This window comes from Parabacteroides sp. AF21-43 (assembly GCF_003635435.1).
Taxonomy (GTDB): Bacteria; Bacteroidota; Bacteroidia; order Bacteroidales; family Tannerellaceae; genus Parabacteroides; species Parabacteroides distasonis.
In genome coordinates, this window is sequence record NZ_QTMG01000005.1 from 50879 (window position 1) to 76966 (window position 26088).

Sequence of the window (26088 nt, forward strand, 5' to 3'; positions counted from 1 at the left end):
AATATAAAAACGGGCGGGATGACTCATCGATTCATCCCGCCCATTCTTTTTATTTCGTCCAATAATCCAACACCGTAACCGCCGATGCCTTCCCTCCTAACACCTTGCCAAACGCTTTATGCGCCGGATGTACCAAATAGGCGTCCCGATCCGCATCCGAATGAAAAGTCAAGAAAAAGCAATGAGTCAAGCCCTGTTGCAATCCCTCCGGACTACAATCCGTTCCCCACTCATATCCTTTGATCAAGTCGATTTGAGAAGGCAACTTACAAAAGGCATCCTCAACCTCTTTCACCTGCGCCTCGGACACATCCGGCTTAAAACCGAACATAACAACATGGCGAAGAACTTTCTCCGGCTTTTGATCACTCGAATAGCTTACCATTAATACAGAAAATACGATAATCGCAAGGATAAATAATACAGATACTACTTTCTTCATGATATTCAAGATTAGATTTCTATTGCTTTGTTATACGGCCCAAAGATAGTATAAAATCCAGTACAGCTTGCCCAAAACCTCCGTATCCTTTAGTCCTTTCCATCCCTATCTTTAGACTTTTCCTCTAGAGACATCCATCATCTATCAACTGTTGGACGATCATGCAACGGCTGGTAGAAGATCGTGCAACAGTTGGTAGATGATCATGCAACGGCTGTTGCATGATGAATACAAGCAGACAAAAAGGCTAACATCTGTAAGGATACAGTCTTAGCCTACAAGAAAAAAACCTTAAACAATAAAGGGATTATTTCAACTAAACCAAATCTTAAACCTTGTCAATCCATCCGCGTAAGAGCGGAGAGAGAATCGGCAATCATGTTTTAACAGTACCTCACGGATAAAGATCAAGCCGATACCTTGTCCGTTCGGTTTCGTAGAGAAGAACGGACTGAATAGTTTAGTTTCCGTTTCCTTGTCGATGCCCTTGCCCGTATCGGCTATCTCCAAGCAGGTGGGACGCACAGTCGTCCGGATATAAATCTTTCCATCTCGCTCGATGGATTCGGCGGCATTCTTGATAATATTGACCAAGACTTGCTCGAATAATGAATTATCCAAATTCACGACTGGAGATTCCTCGCTCAGATCCATAACAATCTCGATATTCCGGTTCTGGCAAACCGTCTCCATAAAGCGTTTACAAGCGGACACCACTTGGTTCAATTCTTGCGGACGACTTTGGGGCTCGGGTATACGCACCACATCAGCGAAATTGGTGATAAAATGGCTCATGCTATAGCAGCGTTCTATGGAGACCCGCAAAACCTCGCAGACATCCTCCATATCTTCCATCCCGCTGAAAGTAGACTCCAACGTATCCAAGGTAGAGGTGATACCCGCGGTCGTATTATTCACCTCATGAGAGATCATACGTATCACTTTCTCATACGCTTTCTTCTCGGCCTTGAACACCTCTTGGGTCAACGTCTCTATCAAATAAAACTGGTGGTGAAAGCCCCGGTCCACGAATGAAGAATGCGTACATTTATAAATATTAGCGTCGTTCAATCGGACGGTTTGCGCTTGATACATCGGAACCCGTACCAATTCTTCCGCCAAGGGAGAATCTAGTTGAAGAAAACGTTTTCCCACCATATCCTCCGAGCTTTGCGCGCCAAACAATTTACATGCGGCCGGGTTCATGGATAGAATCTCCTCATCCAAGTTCAAGATGATCACTCCCATCGGAGAGGCGTTGACCAGCAAGTCCAAGAAATGGTTTTGCTCCCGGAGGTGCAAACGCTCATTCTTCAACTGCTCCATCATCTTATTAAACACATCGACCACCCGGTCTGCCTCCGTTTGCCCGACCTTTCCCAAGCGGGAACTAAAGTCTTGCTCTTTCAACAACTCCATACCGTTACCGATGATATGCAAGGGCTTTATGATACGGCGATAAAAGACAAATAAATAGATGATCGTAAGCAAGACCAAGGCTTCTACCGCAAAAAACATCCGGATAGAAGACGTATAAAAGACATAATAAGTCACCACCGCCAATATAGTCAACAGCAGCGTCGTCAATATCCAAAATAATCCTTTCAGCCTCATCCTCGCCTCTTCTTATTTATCGATCGGGATTCCGTATTTCTCTAATCTCCGGTACAATGCGGCACGACTGATTCCCAGTGCCGTAGCGACATGCGATAAATTACCTCCATGCGCTTCCAAGGAGCGTAAGATGGTTTGCTTCTCCAACTCATCCAAGGTCAAGCCCTCCAAAGAAGACGGAATCGTTGATTTAGAGCCGGATGTATTCATGCAATGAACCTCGAAATCAGCGGCATCCAAAAGCGTCTTACCCGACACAAGGATCGTCCGCTCCACCAAGTTCTTCAACTCACGGATATTACCGAGAAAAGGAAGACGGCTTAAATAGGTCTGGGCATCCGATGAGAACTCCACCCTCGGTAGCCCATTGACCTCCGATTGCTTATCCGCGAAATACCGGGCCAGCAATGGGATATCCTCCCTTCGCTCACGCAAGGCGGGTAAATGCACCGTGATCAAATTGATCCGGTAAAAAAGATCCTCACGGAACGTACGGTCCGCCACCATCGATCGTAAATCCCGGTTCGTAGCGCTTACGACCCGTATATCCACCTTCCGGGGGCGGCTATCCCCCAAGACCTCAAAGGTCTGGTCTTGCAATACCCGAAGTAGCTTTACTTGGCAAGACAGTTCTAAATCGCCGATCTCATCCAAGAAGATCGTACCTTTGTTCGCCATCTCGAAACGTCCTACCCGATCCATGTATGCGTCCGTAAAAGCCCCCTTCTTATGTCCGAACATCTCGCTTTCAAAAAGACTCTGGGATAGTCCGCCTAGGTTTACCTTTACGAAAGCCTCTTTCGACCGGGGGCTATTCGCATGGATCGCTTCCGCTATCAGCTCTTTACCCGTACCGCTCTCGCCGGTAATCAAAACAGAGGCATTTGTCGGGGCGATACGCGAGACCGTCCCCAATATATCCATCAAAGCGGCACTTTGCCCCACGATCTTATCAAAATGAAATTTATGGTCGGCATCCGAACGGTTCAAGGGAGCGTTTGTCTCTTTCTTCTGCTCGCTCAATTCCAAGGCGGTCCGGATCGATTTCAATAATACCAAGTTATTCCAAGGCTTCGTGATAAAATCGAAGGCTCCGGCTTGCATTCCCTGCACTGCCAAAGAGATCGATCCCCAAGCGGTCATCAAGATCACAGGTACATCGGGACGAAAGATCTTCACCTGTCTCAATAATTGAATCCCCTCCTCGCCCGTGGTAGTCAGCGTGAAGTTCATATCCATCAAGATCAGCTCCGGCGCCGTGGCACGGACCACCTCCAAGGCCTCCTTCGGCCCCGGAACCGCCTCCGACCGGAAACCCGCACGTTTTAGCAGGAATGTAAGCGAGGAACGAACAGCCGCATCATCATCTATTATCAGTATCATATAATCAATTTATCGTTTCACGATTTCCTCGAAATCGGCATCTAATGTACGATTATTCAAGAAATCATACAATGTTATACTACGGATGTTATAAAAATAACGCCAGTAATAATACAGTTCTTGGATATGCTTTTGCTTCGCATCATCCTTCGAACTCTGGGCGTCATTCAAGTCTAGGATATCGATCTTTCCGATCATGAAAGTCTCGATCGAGGTCTTGTAGCGCTTTTCCGCCAACGTGTCCACCTCGGCGGCTATCTCCAATTGAGCGGCCTGATTGTTGAAATTCTCCACCAAGAGGAAGATATCTTGATTGAAATCCATTTGCTCCTGACGGATCTTGGAAAGTACGACATCCCGATTCGATTCGGCTACTTTTACCTTACCTTTTCGTTTTCCCCAGTCCAAGATAGGAATCGAAAGCCCGACCTCTACGATCTGGTTATCTTTCAACGGGTTGTAAGCTCCTCGCATGGACACATCCTTACCGGTATAACCCACGGAGGCAAACAGGTTAATACTTCGACGGTTTCCCTTGGCGGTCGCCACATCATAATCCGCTTCCAACTGACGGCGCATGATATTCTTTGAGAACGAGTTATTTTCTTGAGCCTTCTCCAATACCGCCTGATAATCCATACGGACCCCTTCTATCGCCTCGGGAAGAACAGGCTCGATCACGTCTTGCTCGCTCATCCCTAAAAAGGAACGGAGCTTGAACATCATCGCGTTATAATTGGATTGAGCCTCGGTTAGCTTACCTTTCGCTTGCAAGGCCGACTGTTTCAAACGCATCAACTCGCTCTCCGAGATATGCCCGATCTTACGCTTCGCTACCGCTATGTCATAGAGTTTATTGGCGTTCAGCAAGTTCTGATTACAGATATCCAGATTATCTTCCGCCAACAGTAAGTTGAAGTAATTCGTGATGGTAGCGATCGTTACATTCTCCACGTTCTCCATATAAGCGGCCTTAGCCTCTTGGTAACGAACAGGCTCGATACGACGTTTCCATTTTTGGTCATTCACGCCGAAGATCGGTTGCGTCAATGTCAAACTAACAGGTACGCTCATAAACTCGTTGTAAGCGCCACTACCTAGCTGACGGGTAAAATCCAAGGAGGTATTCAAGGCGATCTTACCTCCGGTCAAGGCTATGTTCTGGGCGATAGAGATCTCTCCATTTAAGCCTAAGGCATTGTTTTGCACATAGGTATAAGAACCATCCGATTGCTGGTACTTCGAGTATTGCTTGCTATATGAAGGCAGAGTCCCCGTAAATATCACTTCCGGCAACTGATCCGCCCGATGCGTACGGAATTCCCAATAGGCCGTTCGCAACTCATTGAGCGCCACGGCAGCGTCTACGGATTGAAGCTGTGCGATCTGGATCGCTTGCCGCAGGGTTATTCGAACTTTATTCGTATTGTCTTGGGCACATACTCCCGAAATCCCCGCCCACAGACAACACATCGCTATATAGATCCTTCTCATCTTAGTATAAGTTTTTTTATCCTGCCTAAGGCAAAAGGCATGCCAAAAACATATACTATTGATAATCCGACAAATAGGAATATTTAAAGTGTTCGATAATGAACAGTGTGTTCGTTTTTGGATACTTATCTTTGAATGAGTTGATTATTGACGATCGATTTATAGACCTCTTCCCGTAAAGGGCGCGACACCGGTATTTTATGCTCCCCAATGATTAATAGATTTCCTTCTATCGCTTGTACATAAGAAAGATTCACGATGAAAGAGCGGTGCACTTGCATAAAAATTTGTGCCGGCAACGTTTCCAATATACTCTTCAACCGGAGATGAACGATCTCTTTGGAAGTGAGGGTATGGATAACAATATAGTTCTCCATGCCCTCTATAAATTGAATCTCCTTTAAATAAAGCCTTTTAAGTTGCTTCTCCGTCTTGACAAAGATATAAGCAGGCTCCTCGCTTTTCGATGTAGATTCCATCAACGCATGTGCTTTATTGACCGATTTCAGGAAACGGGAAAAAGAGATCGGTTTCAATAAATAGTCCACCACGTCAAACTCATATCCTTTCAACGCATACCGCTCGTATGCCGAGGTGATAATTACCTTAGGAGCGTTCTGAGCACTCTCCAAAAAGTCCAGTCCAGACATATCCGGCATCTCTATATCCAGAAAAAGCAAATCCGCTTGAACCGAATTCAGCATATTATTGAGTTGTATAGCGTCCTCACATTCTCCGACGATGGTCAGAAAATCAATTTTACCGATGTGTCGCCGAAGTCCTTTTCTGGCGATTGGCTCATCATCCGTTATGATACACTTTATTTCCATATTATTCTGATAAATCAATACATAACTCAACCCTAAAACGGGTATTGTCTTTTTTTATACGTAACTCATGTTTATCCGGGTACAATAGCTCCAACCGTTTTCTCAGATTGTCGATCCCAATGCCTTTCCCCTTTCTTTGTTCCAAGGAGTCCGGATTGAAAGTATTGCTTACCCCAAAGCATACCTTTGAACCCTCTTCCCGCATAGATACTTGTATCCAATACGCTTCGCCCACATATTTAAACGCATTCTCCAATAATGGAAGGAAAAGCAACGGATGTATTTTTTGTCCGGTCAATTCCGGGTCAAAGGACTCCTCGAACTGTAAGCGTTTCGTCATACGAAGTCGCTGGAATTGAATATATGTTCGCAAATAATCAATCTCCTCATCGATCGTCACTTTCGTATTTATATCATATAATTGATAACGGAGTAAGTCCGAAAGTAACTCTACAGCCTCAATCGCTTCCTCATTTTCCTCATCGATCAAGAAATAGATCGTATTCAAGGCATTAAACAGGAAATGGGGATGGTATTGCATCTTCAGCAGCTTCAATTGCGTTTCCAGCTGATCTACTCTCAGTTTCTCCAATTGAACGATTTTCTCCGAATAGCGTTTGGCTAATATATTATTACGGATCAAGAAATAGTATAGGAGAAAGATCGGCACAGCTACCGCATTGATCATTAACGCCTCTCCCCACCGATAGGTCGTTCCATTTATAGAATAGATCACGATATATAAGCCGATATTGAGCACGACTAAATTAAACAAGACCACCCATAGATATTCCCGGAACACCGGGCGGGACCTCCGCTCTTTACTCCTATCTAAAAAAATATTAGCCAAGTAATTAAAAAACAAATAAGATAAGCTAACGCCGATCAATATAATAGCAAGGGCCTTGATACGCCCGATCCACGCATCCACTCCCAGCTCCCACATGCGGACACCATAAGCGACATCCGTAACAATCCACAGGCAACAGATCGTCAATATCGCCATTAGCAACGGACTTAGAAAGTTATATTTTATCTTCATATCTGATTTCAAGCCATAAATTTATTCTTTTACTTTGATCTATGCTCGTATCACGGGCACTTTTTTAATCAACGAAGTTATCGTTCCAGATAAAAACCAACAAATAATCTTGACGAATTGCGGAATATGAAAGGTGAATATCCTGTTTGTTCGTCAGGATATGCGATAAAGGCAAAAAATACCTATATTTGCCCTCCTCAATAAGAGATGCTATAAAAATGAAGAATGACGGTTTCACATTTCGAAAGAGAGCCAGAAGCTTTAAATTCGCTTTCAACGGAATCAAGCTATTGATCACGAAGGAGCATAACGCTTGGATCCATTGTTTCGCGGCAGTTTGCGTACTTATCGCCGGAATGGTATTTGGACTTTCCCGCATGGAATGGATCGCAGTAACGATCGTGATCGGGGCGGTATTAGCTGCCGAGGCGGTCAATTCATCCATCGAGGCCCTAGCAGATTTGGTCTCCCCTGAGTATAATGAGGCTATCAAGCGAACGAAAGACTTGGCGGCGGGAGCTGTATTATTGATGGCGATAGCGGCAGCGATCGTCGGGTTCGTCATTTTTATACCTAAAATAGCAACTATATTTTAAATCTATGAGACATATCCTTTTCGCAATTACAATGCTCATGCTATGCCTGTCCGTTAACGGACAAGAATTGAAGGTGACCGGTAGCCGGAAAGCCGTACGGACCTCGGGAGACGTATTGGTGTTTATCACTCCGGTGGCGAGTCTAGCAACCGTATTGGCAACCCAAGACTGGCAAGGGCTGAAACAAGGCGTATTCACCGGGGTTACGACATTGGGCGTAACCTATGCGCTGAAATACCTAGTGAAGAAAGAGCGGCCCGACTTCAGCGATAATCATTCGTTCCCATCCATGCATACCTCCGTATCCTTCGCGGGAGCCGCTTTTATCCAAAGGCGTTATGGATGGAAATGGGGTATTCCGGCTTATGCCGTGTCTACCTACGTGGGTTGGAGCCGGGTCTATGGAAAGAAGCATGATTGGTGGGACGTGGCGGCGGGAGCCGTTATCGGCGCCGGTAGCGCCTATATCTTTACCCGTCCGTTCGCGAAGAAACATAACCTGTCTATCAGCCCGGTAGCGGGAGACGGGCATTATGGGGTATATGCGTCAATGACGTTTTAACTCGCGGATTTTTGCCAAGCACGAAAACAGCCCGGCCATGTATCACTACAAGACCGGGCTTTCAATTGTGTGTATGTGTGAAATATGTAAGTTAACTCTTATTCATAATGCAACGCCTCCGCCGGCTCCAAGCGGGCTGTCGAGCGGGCGGGATACCATACGCCACAGATGATCATGAGGACGATCAAGACAAACGTAATCCCTCCGCAAATCGCAAAGCGCAGCCACGTGAACGGAAGCTGATAGGTATCTATCAAATCCATATGGGCGATGTTGAAGCTGATGAGTAAGGACGGGATGAACGCCAAGACCAGCAATAGGACACCCTCTCCCACCATGATCGAGTTCAACTGACGGCGGGTAGAGCCTAAGGCCATCCTAAGCCCCATCTCGCCTTTGCGATATTCCGTACGGAACCAGAAGGTACCGATGATGCCGAGGAATATATTCGCCAATAGGAAGCAGGCTACCGCCACACGGGTTTTCACCTCGTTCTCTACGCCGATCGAACGGATATAACCGTCGCGAATATATGACAAGGGCTGTACGTCTAGCAGATAGAGGTTGCCTAGCCGAAGCTGTTCGGCCATATCCTTGCGGAAGCGTGCGGGGAAATCAGCATTATCGACATCCGGACGGACACGTACGCAGAGTCGCACGGCATCTATCATCCCCTCATAGTATCCTTCCTCCATCCGGCTTAGCCGCAGGGCCCTATAGACGTTGGGTTCCGCCTTGGTGTACTCATGACGGCGGATGGGGACGCTGATACCACGGATCGTCTCCTCGATCTCGTCGGTCACATTCCCCCGGTACGCCTTTTGCCCGAGTAGGGAAAGGCCGGGATTCATCGTCTCCACGTCGGCGGAGATTACGATGGAGTTGTTATCCTCGATGGCCCGTTTCAAGGAAGCCGTCTTGCCGTCCTTATCATAGATACGGAACACGTCGAAGAACTCCGGGGTGACGAAAGCATAGCGGCAGGGCACCTGCAACGTATCAATCCGCCAAACGAGGTTACGGCTTCCCATATAATAAGGCATCCCCCCATCCGTAAGGCAGGCCGATTCCACGCCGGGATAGGTGCGGATGCGATCCAACGCCGTCAGCAGATGAACACCATCCGGCCGCTCCCGCTTCTCCTTCGGGATATAATCCGGGCTTCTTTCCGAGAGGCTGCTGATCACGATGCTGTACGTATGCCGGATATCGAAGCCCAGAGGAGCCGTATACGTGCGCCCCATCACATACAGGTAGTCCACAAGGAACCAAAGGAAGACCGAGACCAGCAATAACTCAGCCCACAACCAAGCGTTTTGCTTGCGCTGGTTCCAGATCAATTGTAATAAATGTCGTATCATATCTTTCTATTATTTTAGTATAGCTATCATCCAACGCGGGAGATTAATGAACATTCTCGTTGAGAGCCGAGATGATACGCATCCTTGAGGCTCGCCAAGCCGGGATGCCGGCGCTCAGCAGGTTCAACGCAAGACAAGCAAGGAACGCATAAAGGAAGATCAATGGATTGAACATCATCTCCGCATTGACGAAGGTGCGACCGATACCCATCGATGCCGTGCCCGTATCTAGCAACCAATCGGACAAGAGCAATACGGAGGCGTATGAGAAAAACAGACCTAACACACCTCCCAGCAAGGTCTGCAACAGATTCTCGTAGAGTACCTGCGTCAGTAATTCCGAGCGTGTCGCCCCGAACGCCTTCCTCACCCCGATCTCCGCCATACGTTTACGCATCCGGCTTTGCGTGATACCGCTCATGTTGATGGCAGGGATCAGCAAAAGGACAAGAACGATGATAACATATTTCATGACCAGTTCCCGTACATTCGGCTCAGAGAAAGCATCCTCGCGAGCCAAATCGCCCAAATGGGTATCAGGTCCTCCTCCAATTTTCAGTAGGTGCGTGCTTTGCGATTCGTTAAGGCGAGCGATATTCGCCTCAGCCTCGGAGTGGATCGCATCAAAGTCGGCGGACGAACTTGCGAGGATATAACAACGGAAGCCCCCGACGAGACGGTCGGAACCATTATCATACAGGGAATTGTCGGTGGTATAAGGCAACCAGACATCGCCATAGGCAGACTCGGCTAGCAGGGAGACATCCCGCACGACGGCACGGATGGTATAGGGCACGTAGCTGATCTCGACGGTACGGCCTACAACCTCGGTCGTGCCATACAACCGGCGTGCCACGGACTCGCTTACCACAGCATCCATGATGCCACTTTGTACTTCTTCCTCGCCATAAGGCTTACCGGAGAGGAAACGAAAGTTGAAGATATTCCAGAACGCCGCATCCGTAAAGGTCACGTCGCACTTGAACTCCACCGTATGATCCGCCACTGCCGCCAAGCGTTGCACGCCATGATAGGCCATGCCTACCTTCTCGGCAGAGCGCAAGGGATAGAAACAATCTTTCACCACACGGGAAGCAAGAAAGTAGCAGTCGTTATAAGATTCGTTCTCTTTGTAGGAGGCACGGGTATCACTGACGTACATCATCCGGTCTCGATAGTCTTCCGGTGAGTAATTGGCGGTACGCATCTGCCATACGATCACGATCACCATGATCATGCAAATCGCCAAGGCCGTACCGAAGATAGAGACTCCGGAAAGGAGCTTGTTCTCTTTCAATAAGGCCCAGGCTTGTTTTAGATAGATCTTGTACATATTCATTTGATTTAATTATACGATTCAGTCGGTGGGAGACGGGGCATTATCTGTTATCCGTCATACCGCAGCGCCTCGGCCGGCTCCATCTCGGCGGCCTTGCTGGCGGGAAGCCAGACGGCGAGCAGGATGACGATAGCCAGCAGTATCCATGTCAGGATATTCACCAGCAAGAAACGGAGCGGCAGGATCGCCGGCCAGTAAAGCTCCGGCAAGGTCCCTTTGGGGATGTCCAAGAAGCCGACCATCACGAATTGGGCCTCTATCAACAAGGCGAGCGGGGTAGCCATGAGTAACAGGCATATGCCCTCACGAGCCATCTGGCTACGTATCTCTTCACGGGGCGAACCGATCGCCATGCGCAACCCGATCTCTCCCCGGCGCATCCGCACCCGGTACCAGAACGTACCCATCACGCAAAGCAGGATATTCAAGCCCAAGAAGGCCATCAACGCCATACGGACCCGGTAATCGTAGGTAACGCCAAAGGAATAATCGGTATCGGCCTTGATCCGTTCATAGGAGGTCAGGCGTTTCAGGTAGAAGTTCCCCACCCGAAGCTCACGGCTCATCTTCTCCCGGAACGTATCGGCGAAACGAGGGCCTGCCACGGCAGGATCGATCCGTATGAAATAATTCATCTCGGGGATCTCCTCCGCCGAGGGACGGATCGCCAAGAAGGCGGCACCTTGGGGTAGGCTATTGTCAAAACGCTTGATATCCTCTAATACGCCCTTTACGATATAAGTCGGGCCCTCCTCGTCGAAAGGGTCTTTCACCTCACGCCCAACGGCGGATGCCTCTCCAAATACCTTTCGCTCCACCATCCGGGTGGTTACTATAGCGCGGGGGTCTCCCCAATCAAAATCGGATGTAGATACCGGACAGCCGTCTTTGGCGTACGAATGGTTGAAGACCGACAGGAAATCCGTGGTAGGATCCATCTCATACCTCATGACCGCTTCCCGCTTGCTCGTATCGGCCGCGTTCGCCAAACCGATACCGTAATAACAGCCCGTATAAGGCGTGGAGTAACAGCCCGAGGCCGCGCCCATCGCCTGCACTCCCGGATAATCACGCAAGCGGTCTTTTATCCGCTCATAATTTCCCAGCATGGCGATCGAGTCGCTCTCGGTGGCTCGATAGTCGGGGGAGGTTTCCGGCAAGAGGCCCATTTCTACCTGCCAGACATCGGCGTAGTCGCGCCCGGAGGGGAGGCTACGGTTATAGATCTCCACGAAGAAGTAATCCACCATGTACCACGCCAAGCAAAAGGCGAGCAGCAACTCCACGCACACCCACACGTTGCTACGCCAGCGGTTCATCAATTGTATCCAAGTCATTTTCCACATATCTTTCTTCCCTCCATTTAAGCGTTCAACGAATCAACGATAGGCCGTCTTGACGCACGCCAAGCGGGCCACAACGCCGACATCAGGTTTAACAGGAAACATACGCACAAGGCGATCAAGAAGACCCACGGGTTGAACAGCATCCCCATGGAGAGCGATACGTCCACGCCATCCGGGGCGGCATCCGAGAAGCCGTTGCCGATCTTGAAGACCCACGAGCTGGCGAACGTCACCAGCAGGAAGGAGGACAGCAGTCCCACCAAGCCGCCCAGCAGCGTATACAGGAAGTTCTCCATCAAGACCTGCCCGATCAACGCCCCCTTGGGAGCCCCGAAAGCACGCCGCACGCCCAGCTCGCCCAGACGCCGCTCCATACGGGAATCGGCCATGCCCGAGAGGCTGACGGCGGGGACGAGCAGCAGGAGCAGGAAAATCACCCCATAACGGCTCAAGTCTCCCACGATATCCGGCTCCACGTTCGACCAATACCGGAAGATACTCTCCCAATGGCGATCCGGCTGCCCAAGAAGGGAGAACTCACGTTTGCCATCCACGTTCAACGATTGGTTGAAGCGACGCACGTTATCCGCCACCGCCTCCCGCACCTTGCCGATATCGGCCTTGTCCTTCACGAGCATATAGACCTTCAAGGGGCCTAGCCCGGGCATACGCGCCTCCGAGTATCGGACCCGCTCCTCGAAGTCGGGCACTTGGGTATATGGGTACCAGACCTGCGAGAAAACCCGATCCATCAGGTAAGATACGTCATCCACCACGCCCACCACACGAAATGAGGTAAAGTCGAGGCTCAAGGTCTGCCCCACGGCACTACCTTCTCCATAAAGCCTCTTGGCCAGTGAGCGGGCGATTACCGCCACGGGCATCCCCGACCGGAAATCGGCCTCGGTGAAAGGCTTGCCCTCCAGGAAACGGAAGGAGAATACTTTCCAGAACCCATCGTTTACCCCCATCTTCATGACCGGTATCTGCACGGGACTGCCCACCGGCTGCACGAAAGCGGAGGCAGCGTCATCGCAACATAGCGCCAACGCCTCCAAGCCGGGCACCCCCGCAAGGCACTCTTCCACGAAGCGGGGCGATACCGGGCCACTGCTCGTGCCCCCTTTCTCATTCTTCAGCGCAGCGCTCTTCACGGTCAGCAACCGGTCCCGGTCCATCTCCGGATAAATAGAGGCCATTTTCACGTAAAACACGATGGACAGCACCATCACCAGCGAGATCGCCAATCCCGTCCCCACGATATAGACCGAGCTGAACAGCCGTTCTTGCCGGATCAGGGCCCATGCTTGTTTTAAGTAGATCTTATACATATTCAGTCGATTTAATTATACGATTCAGTCGGTGAGAGACGGGGCACGCCCCGTCTCTACAACCGGGTGTTACCTGTTTTCTATTATCCGTCATACCGTAATGCGTCAGCCGGTTCCTGCCGGGCCGCCTTACGGGCCGGGTACCAGATAGCCAAGAAGACGACGAACGCCAAGACACCCCCTGTCAGCAGGCTAATGGCCGTGAAGCGGATCACGCCGCAGGGCACGATATCGGCCACCGCCAGATTCAGGCAGATCAGCAAGCCCGGCACGGAAGCGATCGCCAGCAGCAACAAGCCCTCGCCGATCATCAGCCCCTCTATACCCTTGCGGGTGGAGCCCATCGCCATACGTAGCCCCAACTCCGAACGGCGACGGCTCACGTGAAACCAGAACGTACCGATCACCGCCAGAAACACGTTCACCAAGAAGAACAATCCCATGGCCGATACCAGCCGATGGGCGCTCGTCCGCTCCGAGTTCTCGAGATAAAAGGCCCGTATCCCTTCGTAGTCCCTCACTTCCGATACCCAGTAATTACCCACCATCAAAGATCTACTCATTTCCTTACGGAACTTGGCGGCGTAGTTGGAGGTAGAGACCTCCGGACGGGTGCGGAACGTGATCTGCACTCGCGTGAGTCCCTTCTCGTCCAACTGGCCCTTGCCGAACATCCCCCGCAAGTCCAGTGGAGAGAAGACACTATGCTGATTCCGGGAATCGTACTCGGAGTTTCGTACCGGCTCCGTAACCGCTATCACGTGACAGGGCACGGTATCGTTGTAATTATAGATCTCGGCCCCGATCACGTCGGTATGGCCGTATAGCTTGCTCGCCAGATCGGCGGAGAGGATCATCTCCCTCCCCTCCCGAAGCCCCGACAGGGTCTGCCCCAGTCTCTCCGGGCTTTCTCCCGTAGCGGAGCGGATGCCGAACACCCGGAAATACCCCGGCGAGACGATCATTGCCCGCACCCGCTGGTTGATCGAGTCTTTCAAGACTCTGCTGCCGATGTTCGAGTCGGTATAAGGCAGCGAATAATACGAGAGCCCTACCACCTCCACGTCGGGATGCCGCTCGATACGCTCCACGATACGCTCGATGTTCCGCACCGGCTCCTCGCTCCCCTCCTCGTAGGCGATGAACGAGGGACTGTCGGACGGCCGTATGGCGAGCGTCACGTTGTACACGTGATCCAGCTTGAAGCCCACCGGCATCCGCGTCAGCATCCCTTGCGCCACGAAGTAGTACATCATGAACCACAGGATCACGAATACGACCAGCAGTTCCACCAGTATCCAGCAGCTTCCTCCCAAACGGGACCTTATCAACTTTAATAGATGTATTACCATAGCCGTATCCTATTTATCGTTCAACGCATCCGTTATACTCACCCGCACGGTACGCCAAGCGGGTATCATCGAAGAGAGCAGGTTCAGCGCCACGCAGACAGCGAACGCATAGGCGAACACCTCCATATTCAGCAGCATCCCCGGCGAGAGGAAGATATCGTTACCCGCCCCGGAGCCCATGCTATGCAAACCGGGGGAAAGAAGGATGCCCCGGAATACGGACACCAGCACGTACGAGAACAGCAATCCCGCCATGCCCCCGGGCAACATCAGCAGCATGTTCTCCCAGAAGACCTGCCCCATCAACGTCTTCCGCGACGCCCCGAAGGCCTTGCGTACGCCTAGCTCAGACACCCGGTCTTGCATCCTCGAGGCGTTCAGGCCCGAGAGGTTCAGCGCCGGGACTAGCAGGAAGAGGAAGAGGGCGACGCCCAAGACGATATACGTCTCCGGCCCGAACAACCGCGACAATAACTGGTCGCCGAACGAGCAGGGCGGCTCCACTCTCACCTGTCCCTCCCGCAAGCCGCTGTTGTAGCGTCTTACTCCCTTCTCCAACTCGGCGGAGAGGGCCGGAAGGTCCGAGGCGTCACGCAGCAGGCAGTTGGCGAGCAGCAGTCCCACCGAGCCTTCCCGCTCCTCCAAGGCGGTATCCATGATACTTGCCATCGAGGTGTAGGGTACCCACGCCTCGGCGTAAACGTCGGAAGCGACGGCGGATATATCCTCCACCACGCCGCTAATCGTATATTCTATATCGTTGATCAAGACGGTCTGACCGGCTACCTCGGTACGCCCGAGCAGGCGGCGTGCCAAGGAACGGTCGAGCACCACGCGGGGCATCCCGGAAAGGAACTCGGCACTGGCGAACGGCTTCCCGTCCAAGAAGCTGAAACGGTAGACTTGCCAGAACGCGTCGTCGCATCCCATCAATTGTACTTTCGGCGACTCGTCGCTACCTGGCGCTTGGATGAAGATGTCCCCCACCTCATAAGGCATGATGGCGGCGTTGGTGGTGACCGCCACTTTCTCGGGTGTCTCGAGGCCGTAGAGGACCTCCTTCACGAACCGGGGCCCGCAACCGCTGTTCAACGAGCCTTTGCCCCCGTTGAACTCATACGATACGTTCGATACGTAGCCCATCCGGTCCCTGCTCACCTCCGGGGCGATATTCGCCGTCCGGATATGGTAGACCACCGCTATGGCCATCACCATCGAGATCGCCAAGCCCGTACCGATGATATAAACGGCGGTGAAGAAGCGATTCTGCCCCATCAAGGCCCAAGCTTGTTTAAGGTATACCTTGTACATCGTTCATTATTTGTTAGTTTGTTTTATGGGTATCTGCCGCCTGCTTTCCGTAATTATTATACGCTTAGCATGTATTTCCAAATACTATTCATGTTATCTTTCTTATCTTTGCCACTTAATCATTCATTAAACCACGAGATCATGGATAAAGAAATACCTAAGTCGGAGCTGCCCAAGCCGTTTCGCAAGCAGAGCATCCGCGTCAGCAAGAGCCACCTGCCCGGTAACACGAGCTACAAGGGAAGCGTCGTATGGCAACGTACGCTCAGCATCGATGACATCGCCGCCCGTGTCGTAGACAAACGGAGCGAGTATCGCAAGGAGACGCTCGTCAACAGCGGGCAGCGGCTCTGCTTCGTCCCCGGCTTCGCTTTCGGGGCAGGCGAGTGGGAAGCCATCGTCTGCACCCAGTTCACCCCTACTTATCACCTTTATAAAGAGCCCCGGTATGGTACGCTTACCTTCACCGTGATGTGAGGTATCGAGACACCACGGGTGATACCTTGCCTCATACGTTTGAGGTATCGTACCTCATAGCTATGAGGCAAGGTGCCACCAGTAGTGCCTCACACATGGAGATCCTCCGTATACGGCTCCCTTACTGCACCTGCCTTCCATCGAAGAAGCGCACGGTGCGGCTGGTTTGCTTGGCCTGCGCCTCGTTGTGGGTTACCATTACGATGGTGCGGCCGTCCTCCTTGTTGAGTTGGTGGAGCAGGTCCATGACCTCGATACCCATCTTGGAGTCCAAGTTACCGGTCGGCTCATCGGCGAGGATGATGTCGGGGTTACCTACGATCGCACGGGCGATGGCCACGCGCTGGCACTGGCCGCCGGAGAGCTGCGTCGGGAAATGGCGCATACGGTGGCTGAGGCCGACCTTCTCCAGCACGGCCTCGGCCAGCTTGCGGCGCTCCGAGGAAGAGACCTTGCGATAGAGCAAGGGAAGCTCCACGTTGTCCAGCACGTTCAGGGAATTGATCAAGTGGAAGCTCTGGAACACGAAACCCAGTTGCTTGTTACGGAAAGCGGCCAACTCCTTGTCGCTCATGCCCACCGTGTTCACGCCGTTGATCTCGACCGTGCCGGAGGTAGGCAAGTCCAGCAGGCCCATGATGTTCAATAAGGTGGATTTCCCGCATCCGGAGGGTCCCATAATGCTGAGAAACTCGCCTTGCTGTACCTCTAGGTTCACGTTTTCCAACGCGACTGTCTCTATCTCTTTCGTACGGTAAATCTTCTGTAAATTCGTTAGTTTGATCATGACTGTAATATTTTAATTGTTATTGTTTGACTCTTGTTATTGTTAAACTCTTGCTATCGCTAGGCTTTGCCACCTAAAAGCAAATTACGTGCCAGAAACGTATCTCATTGATTCCATGACATCTCCATAAAAAAGTACTGTCCGTTATCGAACAGTCGATTCATTTCCGAACAGTCGGTTCGTTTCCGGACACGGATGCCCGTGCCATCCGTGCCGTCCGTGTCCGATCATTCCTGCCGCAAGGCGTCCGCCGGATGCATCCGCATGGCCCGGTAAGACGGGAAACTAATTCCCACGACAATCATCGCGGCCATCACCGCATACGAGAACACGAAGCCGAACAACAGGCGTGAGGCCATGTCGGGCGGTATCTCCGAGCCTTGCGTCACCTCCATATACAGCAGGTTGGCGAAGATGGCGGCGGAGGGGATGAAAGCGATGGTGAGTAGCGCCAAGCCCTCCTTCACCAATTGCCAGAATATGCCCTTGCGGGTGGCTCCCATCGCCATGCGGAGGCCGATCTCGGCGCTCCTTTGTTGCGTACGATACCAGAAGGTTCCCACCACGCCGAGCAGGACATTCAGCAGGAAGAAGGCGATGCCCGCCACGTAAAGGCGGACTTGATCCAACCAACGCTCAAGGAACTGGTCCCGGTAATGGGACATCGGGAAAACATCCTTCAAATAGATATTACCCACGCGCAATTGCTGCTCCATCTCCTTCCGGAAATCGGCGGCGAAAGCGGCGCCGTCCGCGCCGGGCTTCACCCGGATGAAGGTGTTCAAGCCCTCTCCGACCCAATCGCCCTCCTCGGCCACCTTGTTCTCGTCCACCAGCTTATAGTAAGCGTAATCATAGCCGGTGAACTCGCAGTAACGTTGTTTCTCGCAGACACCACCGATACGGTAGGCCACGCTATCACGAGAGCCTTGGTCGGTGATATAGATCTCTTGGCGCACGGCCGCCGCAAGATCGCCGAAGAAGCTGTCGGCGACCGTACCCGTCACCACCACTTGGTTGTCACGCAGGGCGTCCACCAACTCCGAGGGGGACCCGCCTTGTGCCGTCTTTACGTCGAACACCTCGAAATAGGTGGGCGATACGTAACGCACGAAGCCATTACGGATCAACGAGTCCTTCCGGAACGTGGCGTATTGGTTCGATCCCCGGTAATGGAAATGCACGCCGGTGGTGAAACAGATTGATTCCACGGAGGGGTTCCGGCGGATGCGATCCATCAAGGTCAGATAATCCCCGCCTCCCCGTTCGCTATGCACGGAGGTCGTGTCATAATCGGGACTTTCCTCCGGGATCACGTCGAAACTCACATGATACGTATGCTCGATGTTAAAGCCCAAGGGCTGCGAGTAGAGTCTGTACATCACGAACAAGGCGTCCGCCGCATACCAAAGGAAGATAGAGACCACGAGCATTTCCAACCAGATAAACAAGTTCCCCTTGCGCTCGTTCCAGAGTTGTTTTAGAATCATCTTATACATAGCGTCAACCATTTATAGAGTCCGTAATATTCAATCTTGACATTCGCCAAGCCGGGAGGCCGGCGGAAAACAGGTTCAGCACGAGGCAGAACAGGAAGGCGGCGATAAAGACCGCCCCGTTAAACATCCCGGTGGAAAGCCCCGTCTTCCCCAGCGAGGTGACCAGCAACCAGTCCCTCAGCAACAACATGGCGCCGTACGACATCGCCAATCCCAGCAGTCCGCCGAGCAGGGTCAAGACCATGTTCTCGGACAGCACTTGCCAGAGGATGGTGCCTTGCGTGGCCCCGAAAGCCCGACGTACGCCAAGCTCGGCCATCCGGCGGCGCATCCTCGACAGGGTGATGCCCGATAGGTTCAAGGCCGGAACCAGCAGGAGGATGAAAAGGATGATGCCGTAACGGACGTAGAGATAGAAGAGGTTCGCCCCGAACTCGCTACCGCCGCCGATCCATTCCTCGATCTGGGTGGAGGGCTGGTGAAGGATATCGGCCTTGACATCCCGGGTCTTGGCGTTGAACTCCTCGACCTTCCGCAACGCCTCGGTCCTCAACTCCTCCCTCGTGACGCCCGGTTTCAGCAGGACGCAACAGCTATACGAGCCGTTGATACCCTCTTGGTATCCCCCGTCGTCCCGCACCGTGTAAGGGATCCAGACCTCCGCCCACGCTTTCGAGGCGAACCGGGATACGTCCTTCACGACCCCGCAGATATTGTAGACGATGAAATCGAGCTTCATCTCCCGCCCCACGACTTGGTCCGTGCCGAAAAGGGCCAAGGCCACGCTCTCGCTGATCACGGCGTCGCGGATACCGCTCGTGAAAGCCGCCGGGCTGAAGGGGCCTCCTTGCAGGAAATCGAACTGGAAGATCTTCCAGAAGGCGGTATCCGTATAAGAGATGTAACTCGTCCGGTTCTTAAGCCCGTCCATGGACGAGGCGGTCAACGGCCTGTAGCGATCCATATTGATGGCGGTAACGGCCTCCGCCCCTTTCAGCGGATAGCAGCATTCCTTCACCAAGGGCAGTCCCAGCGACGAGTAGGAGATGCGCCGGTTATCATCCTTGCCATTGCTCATGACGGTCGTTATGTAGCAGGTGCGGCCACGGTTTACCTCCGGCTTGAAACTCGCCGTATTCACGACATACAGGATGACGATCACCATGATCATGCAAATGGCCAAGGCGGTACCGAGTATCGAGATCACGCTCAACAGCTTGTTCTCCCCGATCATCCTCAACGCTTGTTTAATGTATTGCTTTATCATAAACCTTTGTATTATAAATTATCTATTACCCGACCTAAACAGCGATTGTTTGTTATCATCCGACTTTGTGCCCCTACGGAGGCAAATAACGTGCCAAAAACGTAACCACCTGATTCCTAACATCACCCCGTAAAAAAAGCTGTCCGATAACGAACACTTGATTCGTTATCGGACAGCGATTATGGACAGTTTCAGATTTTATAATTCCCAACGTAAGGATCTCAGCAGTTCATCGATCTCGGCTGCCGAAATGGAGTCACGGTCGGCCTTATCGTAGATCGTGAGGAGAACAACCGTACCCTCATTATCTGCGCAGACAATGGCCTCCGTGTAAGTAATCACTCTCGCCCCATGGCTCTTTCCTTTTCCCTTGGAGGCGATGGCCATGCGTACCTTGCGAACGCCTTTGCCTAAGCTCGTCCCTTGATCGGGGTTCTCGCTCAAAGACTTACCCAAAGCCGATAAATCAGCCTTCAATGAGCTATACTTCTTACAGAGACGTTTGAACTCTTTATCGAAGTCTTAATGGGTTTTTATCCTATACCTCATTGAGCAACTCACTTAAGTCTCTAAACTTATGCCCCACATCCTTGCCCTCACGCAAATCCTTCACGTCTTGCAGGGCATTCCTTAGCCCCGCCAAGATCTCCTCCTTGGTAGGCTCTGCGTAATCGTCTGCCGGCTTCTCTACCGGGGTTGCCTTACCAAAGGCAGCCATCTTCATACGGCGGACACTGTCGAGGGCCTTCTTGATCAACTGTTCATCCTCCAAAGACATCACCTCTTGCAGTAACGACATTTTTAATTCTATAGCTGTCATAAGCTTGCTCCTTTCTCATTAATAAATTGACAGACGCAAAGATAGACAATTTATTCGTAATGCAACGCCTCCGCCGGAGCCATCTTTACCGCCTTGCGGACAGGGAACCAGATTCCCATGCAGATCATGCCGGCCATCAGGAGGTAGGAGACGCTGAGGGTTACTAGAAAGCGGAGGATGGAGAGGGGCTCGCGGTAGGAATCCAGCTTATCCAAAAAGGCCATATTGAAGACGAAGACCAGTAGAATCGGAACAGTGATCGCCAAGAGACCCAGACCTTCCAGATACATGTACTCGCCCAGCCTGCCCCGGCTGGAACCGATCGCCATGCGGAGACCGATCTCGCTACGCCGCCGCTCGGTACGCAACCAGAACGTGCCTACGATACCGAAGAATACGTTCACGAGCAGGAAGGCCATCATGGAGAGTTTCTTGCTGTTCTCGTTCTTGGTAAACCGGAGTTGGTCATCACGCTGGTCGGCAAGGAGGGTGACACCGTGGACGAAGATGTTATTTACCGTCATCCGATCCGCTGTTTTCTCCAAGAAAGCGTACATCTCATCCTCGGTCATCGGGCGTTTCGTACGTACCGATAGTTCAGCGCTCCTTACGCCGAAATTCTTCACGAACTCCCGCAAGGACTCACCTTTCAATATCGTGAAAGCGCAGTTCTCCGGACGGTCGAAGTCATTGCTACGGAAGGTAGGAAGGACAGCGGCGATCGTGAAAGGCTCGGAAAGGTCGTCATTCTCTGAGATCTGCCGGCCTATGGCGGACTGCCCCCCGAAGAAGAAATCCTCCGCCTCCGCCGTCACGACAAGCGGGCGGTAAGCGTTCTCCACCAGCGGGGTGATGGCACGGCCCTCCTTATCCTTCATACGGAATACATCGAAATAAGAAGGAGATACTTTCAGCTTGTGGTAGTTCTGTCCTACCGCCTTCGAGGTATCAGCGCCCAAGGGAAGGAGCGTACCCCACGAACTTCCGTTTGAATAAGGCATGGACCAATACGTAACACATACTTCCTCGACCTCCTGCTCTTGGCGGATACGTTCCATAAGCTTCAACAAATCCTGTGTTGCGTTCGAGTCGTAAAGTGAGTCGGGCACATAACCCGGGGCGTTCGACGAGAGCGTGGAAAGCTTGAAACGCCACGTATTCGAGATATCATATCCCATCGGGGCGTTATAGCAGCGCACATCCACCCATAACTTATCCATCATAAACCAAAGGGCGCACATCACGATAACCAACTCGCCCAGTATCCAGCCGTTGCTCTTGCGCTGGGCCCATATTATTTTAAATATATGCTTAATCATAATTTGATAGTTGATAGTTGATAGTTGACAATTGACAACTCATTGTTCATTATTCATTGGATTCACTCATTCCCCTTTAACGCTTCTACGATCGGTTGCCGTGTCGTACGCCATGCCGGTATCCCGGCGCTTAATATATTCAGCAAGAACGTAAAGATAAGGGCGGAGATAAATAAGCCCGGTTTAATAAGCATAGGCGCCGTAAGGCTCACGTTCTCGCTCAACATGAAAGGCTTCCCTACCACCAGCAACACCATCGAGAGACCGATACCGATCACGCCACCGATCAAGGTCAGCACAAAGTTCTCCGATAAGATCTGCATCAAAAGATTCTGCCCCGTAGCCCCGAAAGCCTTACGTAAACCGATCTCTTCTTTCCGCTTCTGCACGGACGATTGGATCACGCCCGTTAAGTTCAGCGCCGGGACCAAGAGCAAAAAGAATAGGAAAGCGCCCGATCCGGCCAAGAAGGTAGGCCAGTCCACCTTTTGAAAAGCGCCGCTTCCCATGGCCGTATCCAACTGGGAAAGTAGCCCGGAAGGGAAACCTACGTTATAATCGGTCTTGCTGTCATTGTAGCGACGGACCTGTTGGTCTAGCTCCGAGCGTATGGCATCGAAGTCGGAAGAGGAACGAGCCAATAAGGCCACGCTGAAATAACCGGCCATATTCTCCCCATACTCCCCATTTACACGGGTCAGGGCCTCATTGCTGCTATAGGGTATCCATACCTGAGCGTAGGAGCTCATCAATGAAGAAGGTACGTCACGCACCACACCGCAGACGGTGAAAGTGATAAAATCCATCACGACCTGCCGCCCGACGGCCTGTCCCGTTCCGAACAAATCGGTCGCCACTTGTTCCGACAGCACCATCTTCGGTATACCGGATTGAAAATCAGCCTCGCTAAAGGGGCCCCCTTCCAAGAAAGGATGGTCGAATATTTTCCAATGGCCCGCGTCCGTATAACAAATCTCATACTCCTTGAAGAGCCGTCTATTGGGCAATGACAAGGAATGGCTATCACTACAATAGCCGGATACGGCCTCTGGTTTCCGCAAGGTGTAGAAACATTCCTTCACGACCTCGCTGGACATACCTCCACGGTTATACTCCGGGCCATTGGGATTTTTCGTACCGACTTCCGTACCCCAGACATACATAAACCTAGACCGATTGGACTCAGGGGCATATCCCGTGGATTTAATCTGGAACACCAATACCATCACCAACACCATGGCGATCGCAAGGGCCGTTCCCGAAATAGAGATTACGCTTACGAGCGTATTTTCACGCAGCATTTGAACCGCTTGTTTGATGTACTGCTTATACATAAATCTAATCGTTTGTTATTATTCTACATATTATTCGTAATGCAACGCCTCCGCCGGGACCATTCGGGTAACCTTGCGCACAGGCAACCAGATACCGAGGCAGATCATGCCGCTCATCATTAAATAAGTTATACCGAAAGAGATAGCGAAACGCCCCGTCGTAAACGGCAGGCGATAGGTATCTATAGCATCCGTCGCCACCATATTGATAGCGAAGAGGGCGATAAACGGAAGGGTTAACGCCAATAGGCAAAGACCTTCCAGATACAGATACCGCCGTAACGTGCCATCGTAAGCACCCAGCGCCATCCTCAAGCCGATCTCTCCCCGGCGATTCTGCGCACGGAGCCAGAACGTACCGATAATGCCGAAAAAGACGTTTACCAGCATGAAGGCCATCAAGGAGAACTTATTGCTCATCTCACGCCCCTTACCATCCAGATGAATATCCCGGAACTCCCTGATATTGCTGATGCCATAGACAAATAGATTGTCCGCCGCCAACCGGTCTCCCATCTCATTCAGAAAACGATTCATGTCGTCCCGTGTATAGTTTCTTTTCATCCGGACGCAAAGCTCCGCATTCCGGGCTCCAAACTGATTGACAGTCTCGTTAAACAATTCCCCCTCAAGGCTCTGGAAAAAACATGGCTCCGGAGATTTATACTCGTCGGTCCGGATAGAGGTTGATACGGAGGCGACCGTAAAGGTATTATCCAATTTACTATGCCTCACCTTCCTTCCACGAGCCAGCCGGCCATGATAAAACACGTCTGCCATCTCCTTGGACAAGACCAAGGCGTTATGTATCCCGGCGATCTCGTCCGCTACAGGTTTCCCCTCCGGAGTCTTGATCCGGAAAAGCTTGAAATATTCCGGGGTGACATTCCGGATCTGGAAATTCTCCCCAGATGTTAAGCTCGTGTCACCATCCAGAGGCTCTATCTCCCTCCAAGAATTTCCCATCGAGTAGGGACAGGAGTAATAAGTAGCGCAAACTTCCTCCACCTCGGACCATTGGCGTATTTGCGACATCAAGCGGGTCAGCTTCTCCGGCTCGGATAGCCCGGGAAGCGAATCCGAAGGGTTCCGTTCCTGCTCGCTTAACTTGAAACGCCATACGTTCGTGATATCGAATCCGAGGGGAGAGTAATAGGTTCGCGTGTCCACATAAAACATATCGACCATCAGCCAGAACACACCGGCCACCACCAACAACTCCGCGAATATCCAACCGTTACTTCGGCGCTGGTTCCATATTATACTTAGTATATGCTTGATCATATCATTCCTTTTCAGTAGTTATTTTTCACACGTTCGCATCCTTCAACGATTCCACGATCCGCTCCCTCGCTATCCGGAATGCGGGTAATCCCGAGCTTAGTACATTCAATACCAACGTAAAGAACAGGGCCGCCACAAACAACAAGGGCTGGAAAAGCATGCCAAAAGTTATCACCGTATCTTTTGTCAGCAAGAACGACCGGCCTACATAGAGCAATACGACCGACAAACCTACCCCCAAAACACCTCCTATCAACGTAATGATCAGGTTCTCGCAAACAACCTGCGTAAACAGACGTTCACCGGTAGCCCCAAAAGCCTTGCGAAGCCCCATCTCCGGCCGCCTTTTCTGTACGGCGGATTGTACGATCCCTGTCAGGTTCAAGGTCGGTACCAGCAGCAGGAACAGAAGCACCCAGCCAGTTGTCTTCAGGTATTCGCCCCAACCTACCCGGTTATAGCCATACCGACTACCGGAACCTAAGGCCAGTTCCAGATGGGTGAAAGGCTTGGGAATCGTCAAGATGAAATCCGCTTTGCCGGCGTTGTAGCGGGCTACCCCTTGCTGGATCTCCGCATATATGGAATCGATGTCCGAGAGCTTATGCGCCAAGATCTCCGCCCCGAAAGGGCCACACATCCCGTCGCAACCTCCGCTATTGGTGTACAGGGTATTCGCCGTATAAGGCATCCATACATCGGCGAATGCCTCGCTGGCCGCTTTCGACGGGCGCTTTACCACTCCCGCGATCGTGCAAGGCATCACGTTATTTACCAAGATATCACGACCGACCACGTCTTGGGTACCGAACAGGATACCCGCCAACTTATCGGAAATAACCACGTGAGGCAGACCGGAATTGAAATCGGCCTCCGTAAAAGGCTTGCCGGAAAGGAACTTGAAGTCAAATACTTTCCAAAAGGCGGGATCGGTATAATAGACAGTATATTCCTCGAACAATCGTTTACCCGGAATGGAGATAACGTGGCTATTCTGTGCCGTCACGGTTACGGCCTCGGGCTTTTTCAGCGTATAGAGGCATTCACGTATCGTCTCGGCGGAAAGGCCCGTATTGTTATTCTCGCTCCCATCCTTCGATTTAGTGTTCACGGAGTAGATATAAAGCATCCGGTCTCGCTTCGATACGGGGCTATAACCTACCAGCTTGATTTGGAATTGCAACACGACAACCAAGATCATGGCCACCGACAGCATCGTACCCAAGATAGAAACCACGCTTGTAAGACGATTCTCTCTCAGCGCATGGATGGCTTGTTTAAAGTATTGCTTGAACATC

General features: G+C 51.5%; 24 protein-coding genes. 3 read left to right on the forward strand and 21 right to left on the reverse strand.

Annotated elements, in window-relative coordinates:
- Positions 1-49 precede the first annotated feature (49 nt).
- The 6 genes from DWX84_RS05460 to DWX84_RS05485 all read right to left on the reverse strand — a co-directional run bounded on the left by DWX84_RS05460 (position 50) and on the right by DWX84_RS05485 (position 6805).
- A complete protein-coding gene (locus DWX84_RS05460) occupies positions 50-442 on the reverse strand; it encodes a Dabb family protein (RefSeq protein ID WP_005854703.1) in 393 nt (130 codons plus the stop codon).
- A 312-nt stretch (positions 443-754) separates the two neighbouring features.
- Positions 755-2056: a PAS domain-containing sensor histidine kinase gene (locus DWX84_RS05465; RefSeq protein ID WP_005864800.1), complete on the reverse strand. Its 1302-nt coding sequence runs from the start codon at positions 2054-2056 to the stop codon at positions 755-757.
- A gap of 12 nt (positions 2057-2068) precedes the next feature.
- Positions 2069-3439, reverse strand: coding sequence for a sigma-54 dependent transcriptional regulator (locus tag DWX84_RS05470; RefSeq protein ID WP_048927626.1), 1371 nt, complete (start codon positions 3437-3439; stop codon positions 2069-2071).
- Positions 3440-3448: 9 nt separating this feature from the next.
- Complete coding sequence (locus tag DWX84_RS05475) at positions 3449-4933, reverse strand: TolC family protein (protein ID WP_048927625.1); 1485 nt, start codon at positions 4931-4933, stop codon at positions 3449-3451.
- Positions 4934-5058: 125 nt separating this feature from the next.
- On the reverse strand, positions 5059-5763 hold the full coding sequence (locus DWX84_RS05480; protein ID WP_048927702.1) for a LytTR family DNA-binding domain-containing protein: 705 nt from the start codon (positions 5761-5763) through the stop codon (positions 5059-5061).
- Between the two features lies 1 nt (position 5764).
- Positions 5765-6805, reverse strand: coding sequence for a sensor histidine kinase (locus tag DWX84_RS05485; RefSeq protein ID WP_121961157.1), 1041 nt, complete (start codon positions 6803-6805; stop codon positions 5765-5767).
- 218 nt (positions 6806-7023) lie between these two features.
- Here DWX84_RS05485 and DWX84_RS05490 point away from each other — a divergent pair, with 218 nt between their 5' ends.
- Both DWX84_RS05490 and DWX84_RS05495 read left to right on the forward strand, forming a co-directional pair.
- Positions 7024-7401: a diacylglycerol kinase family protein gene (locus DWX84_RS05490; RefSeq protein WP_005864789.1), complete on the forward strand. Its 378-nt coding sequence runs from the start codon at positions 7024-7026 to the stop codon at positions 7399-7401.
- A gap of 4 nt (positions 7402-7405) precedes the next feature.
- The gene (locus tag DWX84_RS05495) at positions 7406-7963 is read left to right on the forward strand and encodes a phosphatase PAP2 family protein (protein WP_005854688.1); all 558 of its coding nucleotides are present in this window, start codon (positions 7406-7408) and stop codon (positions 7961-7963) included.
- 98 nt (positions 7964-8061) lie between these two features.
- Here DWX84_RS05495 and DWX84_RS05500 read toward each other — a convergent pair whose 3' ends face one another.
- The 6 genes from DWX84_RS05500 to DWX84_RS05525 form a co-directional block, all read right to left on the reverse strand.
- On the reverse strand, positions 8062-9324 hold the full coding sequence (locus tag DWX84_RS05500; RefSeq protein ID WP_048927623.1) for an ABC transporter permease: 1263 nt from the start codon (positions 9322-9324) through the stop codon (positions 8062-8064).
- Between the two features lie 43 nt (positions 9325-9367).
- Complete coding sequence (locus DWX84_RS05505; protein WP_005864784.1) at positions 9368-10657, reverse strand: ABC transporter permease; 1290 nt, start codon at positions 10655-10657, stop codon at positions 9368-9370.
- A gap of 53 nt (positions 10658-10710) precedes the next feature.
- Positions 10711-12009 carry an ABC transporter permease gene (locus DWX84_RS05510; protein ID WP_048927622.1) on the reverse strand — a complete coding sequence of 433 codons (1299 nt, stop codon included), beginning with the start codon at positions 12007-12009 and terminating at the stop codon, positions 10711-10713.
- Positions 12010-12026: 17 nt separating this feature from the next.
- On the reverse strand, positions 12027-13346 hold the full coding sequence (locus tag DWX84_RS05515) for an ABC transporter permease (RefSeq protein WP_008778171.1): 1320 nt from the start codon (positions 13344-13346) through the stop codon (positions 12027-12029).
- Between the two features lie 77 nt (positions 13347-13423).
- Complete coding sequence (locus tag DWX84_RS05520) at positions 13424-14692, reverse strand: ABC transporter permease (protein ID WP_005864777.1); 1269 nt, start codon at positions 14690-14692, stop codon at positions 13424-13426.
- A 9-nt stretch (positions 14693-14701) separates the two neighbouring features.
- The gene (locus tag DWX84_RS05525; RefSeq protein WP_005864774.1) at positions 14702-16003 is read right to left on the reverse strand and encodes an ABC transporter permease; all 1302 of its coding nucleotides are present in this window, start codon (positions 16001-16003) and stop codon (positions 14702-14704) included.
- Positions 16004-16144: 141 nt separating this feature from the next.
- Between DWX84_RS05525 and DWX84_RS05530 the strand changes: the two genes are divergently transcribed.
- Positions 16145-16480 carry a DNA-binding domain-containing protein gene (locus tag DWX84_RS05530; protein ID WP_005864772.1) on the forward strand — a complete coding sequence of 112 codons (336 nt, stop codon included), beginning with the start codon at positions 16145-16147 and terminating at the stop codon, positions 16478-16480.
- Between the two features lie 121 nt (positions 16481-16601).
- Here the strand turns inward: DWX84_RS05530 and DWX84_RS05535 are convergent, their stop codons facing one another.
- The 9 genes from DWX84_RS05535 to DWX84_RS05575 all read right to left on the reverse strand — a co-directional run bounded on the left by DWX84_RS05535 (position 16602) and on the right by DWX84_RS05575 (position 26087).
- Positions 16602-17267, reverse strand: coding sequence for an ABC transporter ATP-binding protein (locus DWX84_RS05535; RefSeq protein ID WP_005854666.1), 666 nt, complete (start codon positions 17265-17267; stop codon positions 16602-16604).
- 227 nt (positions 17268-17494) lie between these two features.
- Entirely contained in the window at positions 17495-18766 is a 1272-nt protein-coding gene (locus tag DWX84_RS05540; RefSeq protein WP_005864766.1) for an ABC transporter permease, read from the reverse strand.
- A gap of 4 nt (positions 18767-18770) precedes the next feature.
- Positions 18771-20033, reverse strand: coding sequence for an ABC transporter permease (locus DWX84_RS05545; protein ID WP_005864764.1), 1263 nt, complete (start codon positions 20031-20033; stop codon positions 18771-18773).
- A 198-nt stretch (positions 20034-20231) separates the two neighbouring features.
- On the reverse strand, positions 20232-20510 hold the full coding sequence (locus DWX84_RS05550; protein ID WP_005864762.1) for a hypothetical protein: 279 nt from the start codon (positions 20508-20510) through the stop codon (positions 20232-20234).
- 61 nt (positions 20511-20571) lie between these two features.
- Complete coding sequence (locus DWX84_RS05555) at positions 20572-20853, reverse strand: hypothetical protein (RefSeq protein WP_005854659.1); 282 nt, start codon at positions 20851-20853, stop codon at positions 20572-20574.
- A gap of 50 nt (positions 20854-20903) precedes the next feature.
- Positions 20904-22172: an ABC transporter permease gene (locus DWX84_RS05560; protein WP_005864757.1), complete on the reverse strand. Its 1269-nt coding sequence runs from the start codon at positions 22170-22172 to the stop codon at positions 20904-20906.
- A gap of 62 nt (positions 22173-22234) precedes the next feature.
- Complete coding sequence (locus tag DWX84_RS05565) at positions 22235-23506, reverse strand: ABC transporter permease (protein ID WP_005864755.1); 1272 nt, start codon at positions 23504-23506, stop codon at positions 22235-22237.
- A gap of 30 nt (positions 23507-23536) precedes the next feature.
- On the reverse strand, positions 23537-24790 hold the full coding sequence (locus DWX84_RS05570; RefSeq protein ID WP_005864752.1) for an ABC transporter permease: 1254 nt from the start codon (positions 24788-24790) through the stop codon (positions 23537-23539).
- 25 nt (positions 24791-24815) lie between these two features.
- The gene (locus tag DWX84_RS05575) at positions 24816-26087 is read right to left on the reverse strand and encodes an ABC transporter permease (protein ID WP_005864750.1); all 1272 of its coding nucleotides are present in this window, start codon (positions 26085-26087) and stop codon (positions 24816-24818) included.
- Position 26088 lies beyond the last annotated feature (1 nt).

Excerpts from the sequence above, each read along its gene's own strand:
- DWX84_RS05460 (WP_005854703.1), bottom strand. The coding sequence starts at position 442 with ATGAAGAAAGTAGTATCTGTATTATTTATCCTTGCGATTATCGTATTT.
- DWX84_RS05465 (WP_005864800.1), bottom strand. The coding sequence starts at position 2,056 with ATGAGGCTGAAAGGATTATTTTGGATATTGACGACGCTGCTGTTGACT.
- DWX84_RS05470 (WP_048927626.1), bottom strand. The coding sequence starts at position 3,439 with ATGATACTGATAATAGATGATGATGCGGCTGTTCGTTCCTCGCTTACA.
- DWX84_RS05475 (WP_048927625.1), bottom strand. The coding sequence starts at position 4,933 with ATGAGAAGGATCTATATAGCGATGTGTTGTCTGTGGGCGGGGATTTCG.
- DWX84_RS05480 (WP_048927702.1), bottom strand. The coding sequence starts at position 5,763 with ATGGAAATAAAGTGTATCATAACGGATGATGAGCCAATCGCCAGAAAA.
- DWX84_RS05485 (WP_121961157.1), bottom strand. The coding sequence starts at position 6,805 with ATGAAGATAAAATATAACTTTCTAAGTCCGTTGCTAATGGCGATATTG.
- DWX84_RS05490 (WP_005864789.1), top strand. The coding sequence starts at position 7,024 with ATGAAGAATGACGGTTTCACATTTCGAAAGAGAGCCAGAAGCTTTAAA.
- DWX84_RS05495 (WP_005854688.1), top strand. The coding sequence starts at position 7,406 with ATGAGACATATCCTTTTCGCAATTACAATGCTCATGCTATGCCTGTCC.
- DWX84_RS05500 (WP_048927623.1), bottom strand. The coding sequence starts at position 9,324 with ATGATACGACATTTATTACAATTGATCTGGAACCAGCGCAAGCAAAAC.
- DWX84_RS05505 (WP_005864784.1), bottom strand. The coding sequence starts at position 10,657 with ATGTACAAGATCTATCTAAAACAAGCCTGGGCCTTATTGAAAGAGAAC.
- DWX84_RS05510 (WP_048927622.1), bottom strand. The coding sequence starts at position 12,009 with ATGTGGAAAATGACTTGGATACAATTGATGAACCGCTGGCGTAGCAAC.
- DWX84_RS05520 (WP_005864777.1), bottom strand. The coding sequence starts at position 14,692 with ATGGTAATACATCTATTAAAGTTGATAAGGTCCCGTTTGGGAGGAAGC.
- DWX84_RS05525 (WP_005864774.1), bottom strand. The coding sequence starts at position 16,003 with ATGTACAAGGTATACCTTAAACAAGCTTGGGCCTTGATGGGGCAGAAT.
- DWX84_RS05530 (WP_005864772.1), top strand. The coding sequence starts at position 16,145 with ATGGATAAAGAAATACCTAAGTCGGAGCTGCCCAAGCCGTTTCGCAAG.
- DWX84_RS05535 (WP_005854666.1), bottom strand. The coding sequence starts at position 17,267 with ATGATCAAACTAACGAATTTACAGAAGATTTACCGTACGAAAGAGATA.
- DWX84_RS05540 (WP_005864766.1), bottom strand. The coding sequence starts at position 18,766 with ATGTATAAGATGATTCTAAAACAACTCTGGAACGAGCGCAAGGGGAAC.
- DWX84_RS05545 (WP_005864764.1), bottom strand. The coding sequence starts at position 20,033 with ATGATAAAGCAATACATTAAACAAGCGTTGAGGATGATCGGGGAGAAC.
- DWX84_RS05555 (WP_005854659.1), bottom strand. The coding sequence starts at position 20,853 with ATGACAGCTATAGAATTAAAAATGTCGTTACTGCAAGAGGTGATGTCT.
- DWX84_RS05560 (WP_005864757.1), bottom strand. The coding sequence starts at position 22,172 with ATGATTAAGCATATATTTAAAATAATATGGGCCCAGCGCAAGAGCAAC.
- DWX84_RS05565 (WP_005864755.1), bottom strand. The coding sequence starts at position 23,506 with ATGTATAAGCAGTACATCAAACAAGCGGTTCAAATGCTGCGTGAAAAT.
- DWX84_RS05570 (WP_005864752.1), bottom strand. The coding sequence starts at position 24,790 with ATGATCAAGCATATACTAAGTATAATATGGAACCAGCGCCGAAGTAAC.
- DWX84_RS05575 (WP_005864750.1), bottom strand. The coding sequence starts at position 26,087 with ATGTTCAAGCAATACTTTAAACAAGCCATCCATGCGCTGAGAGAGAAT.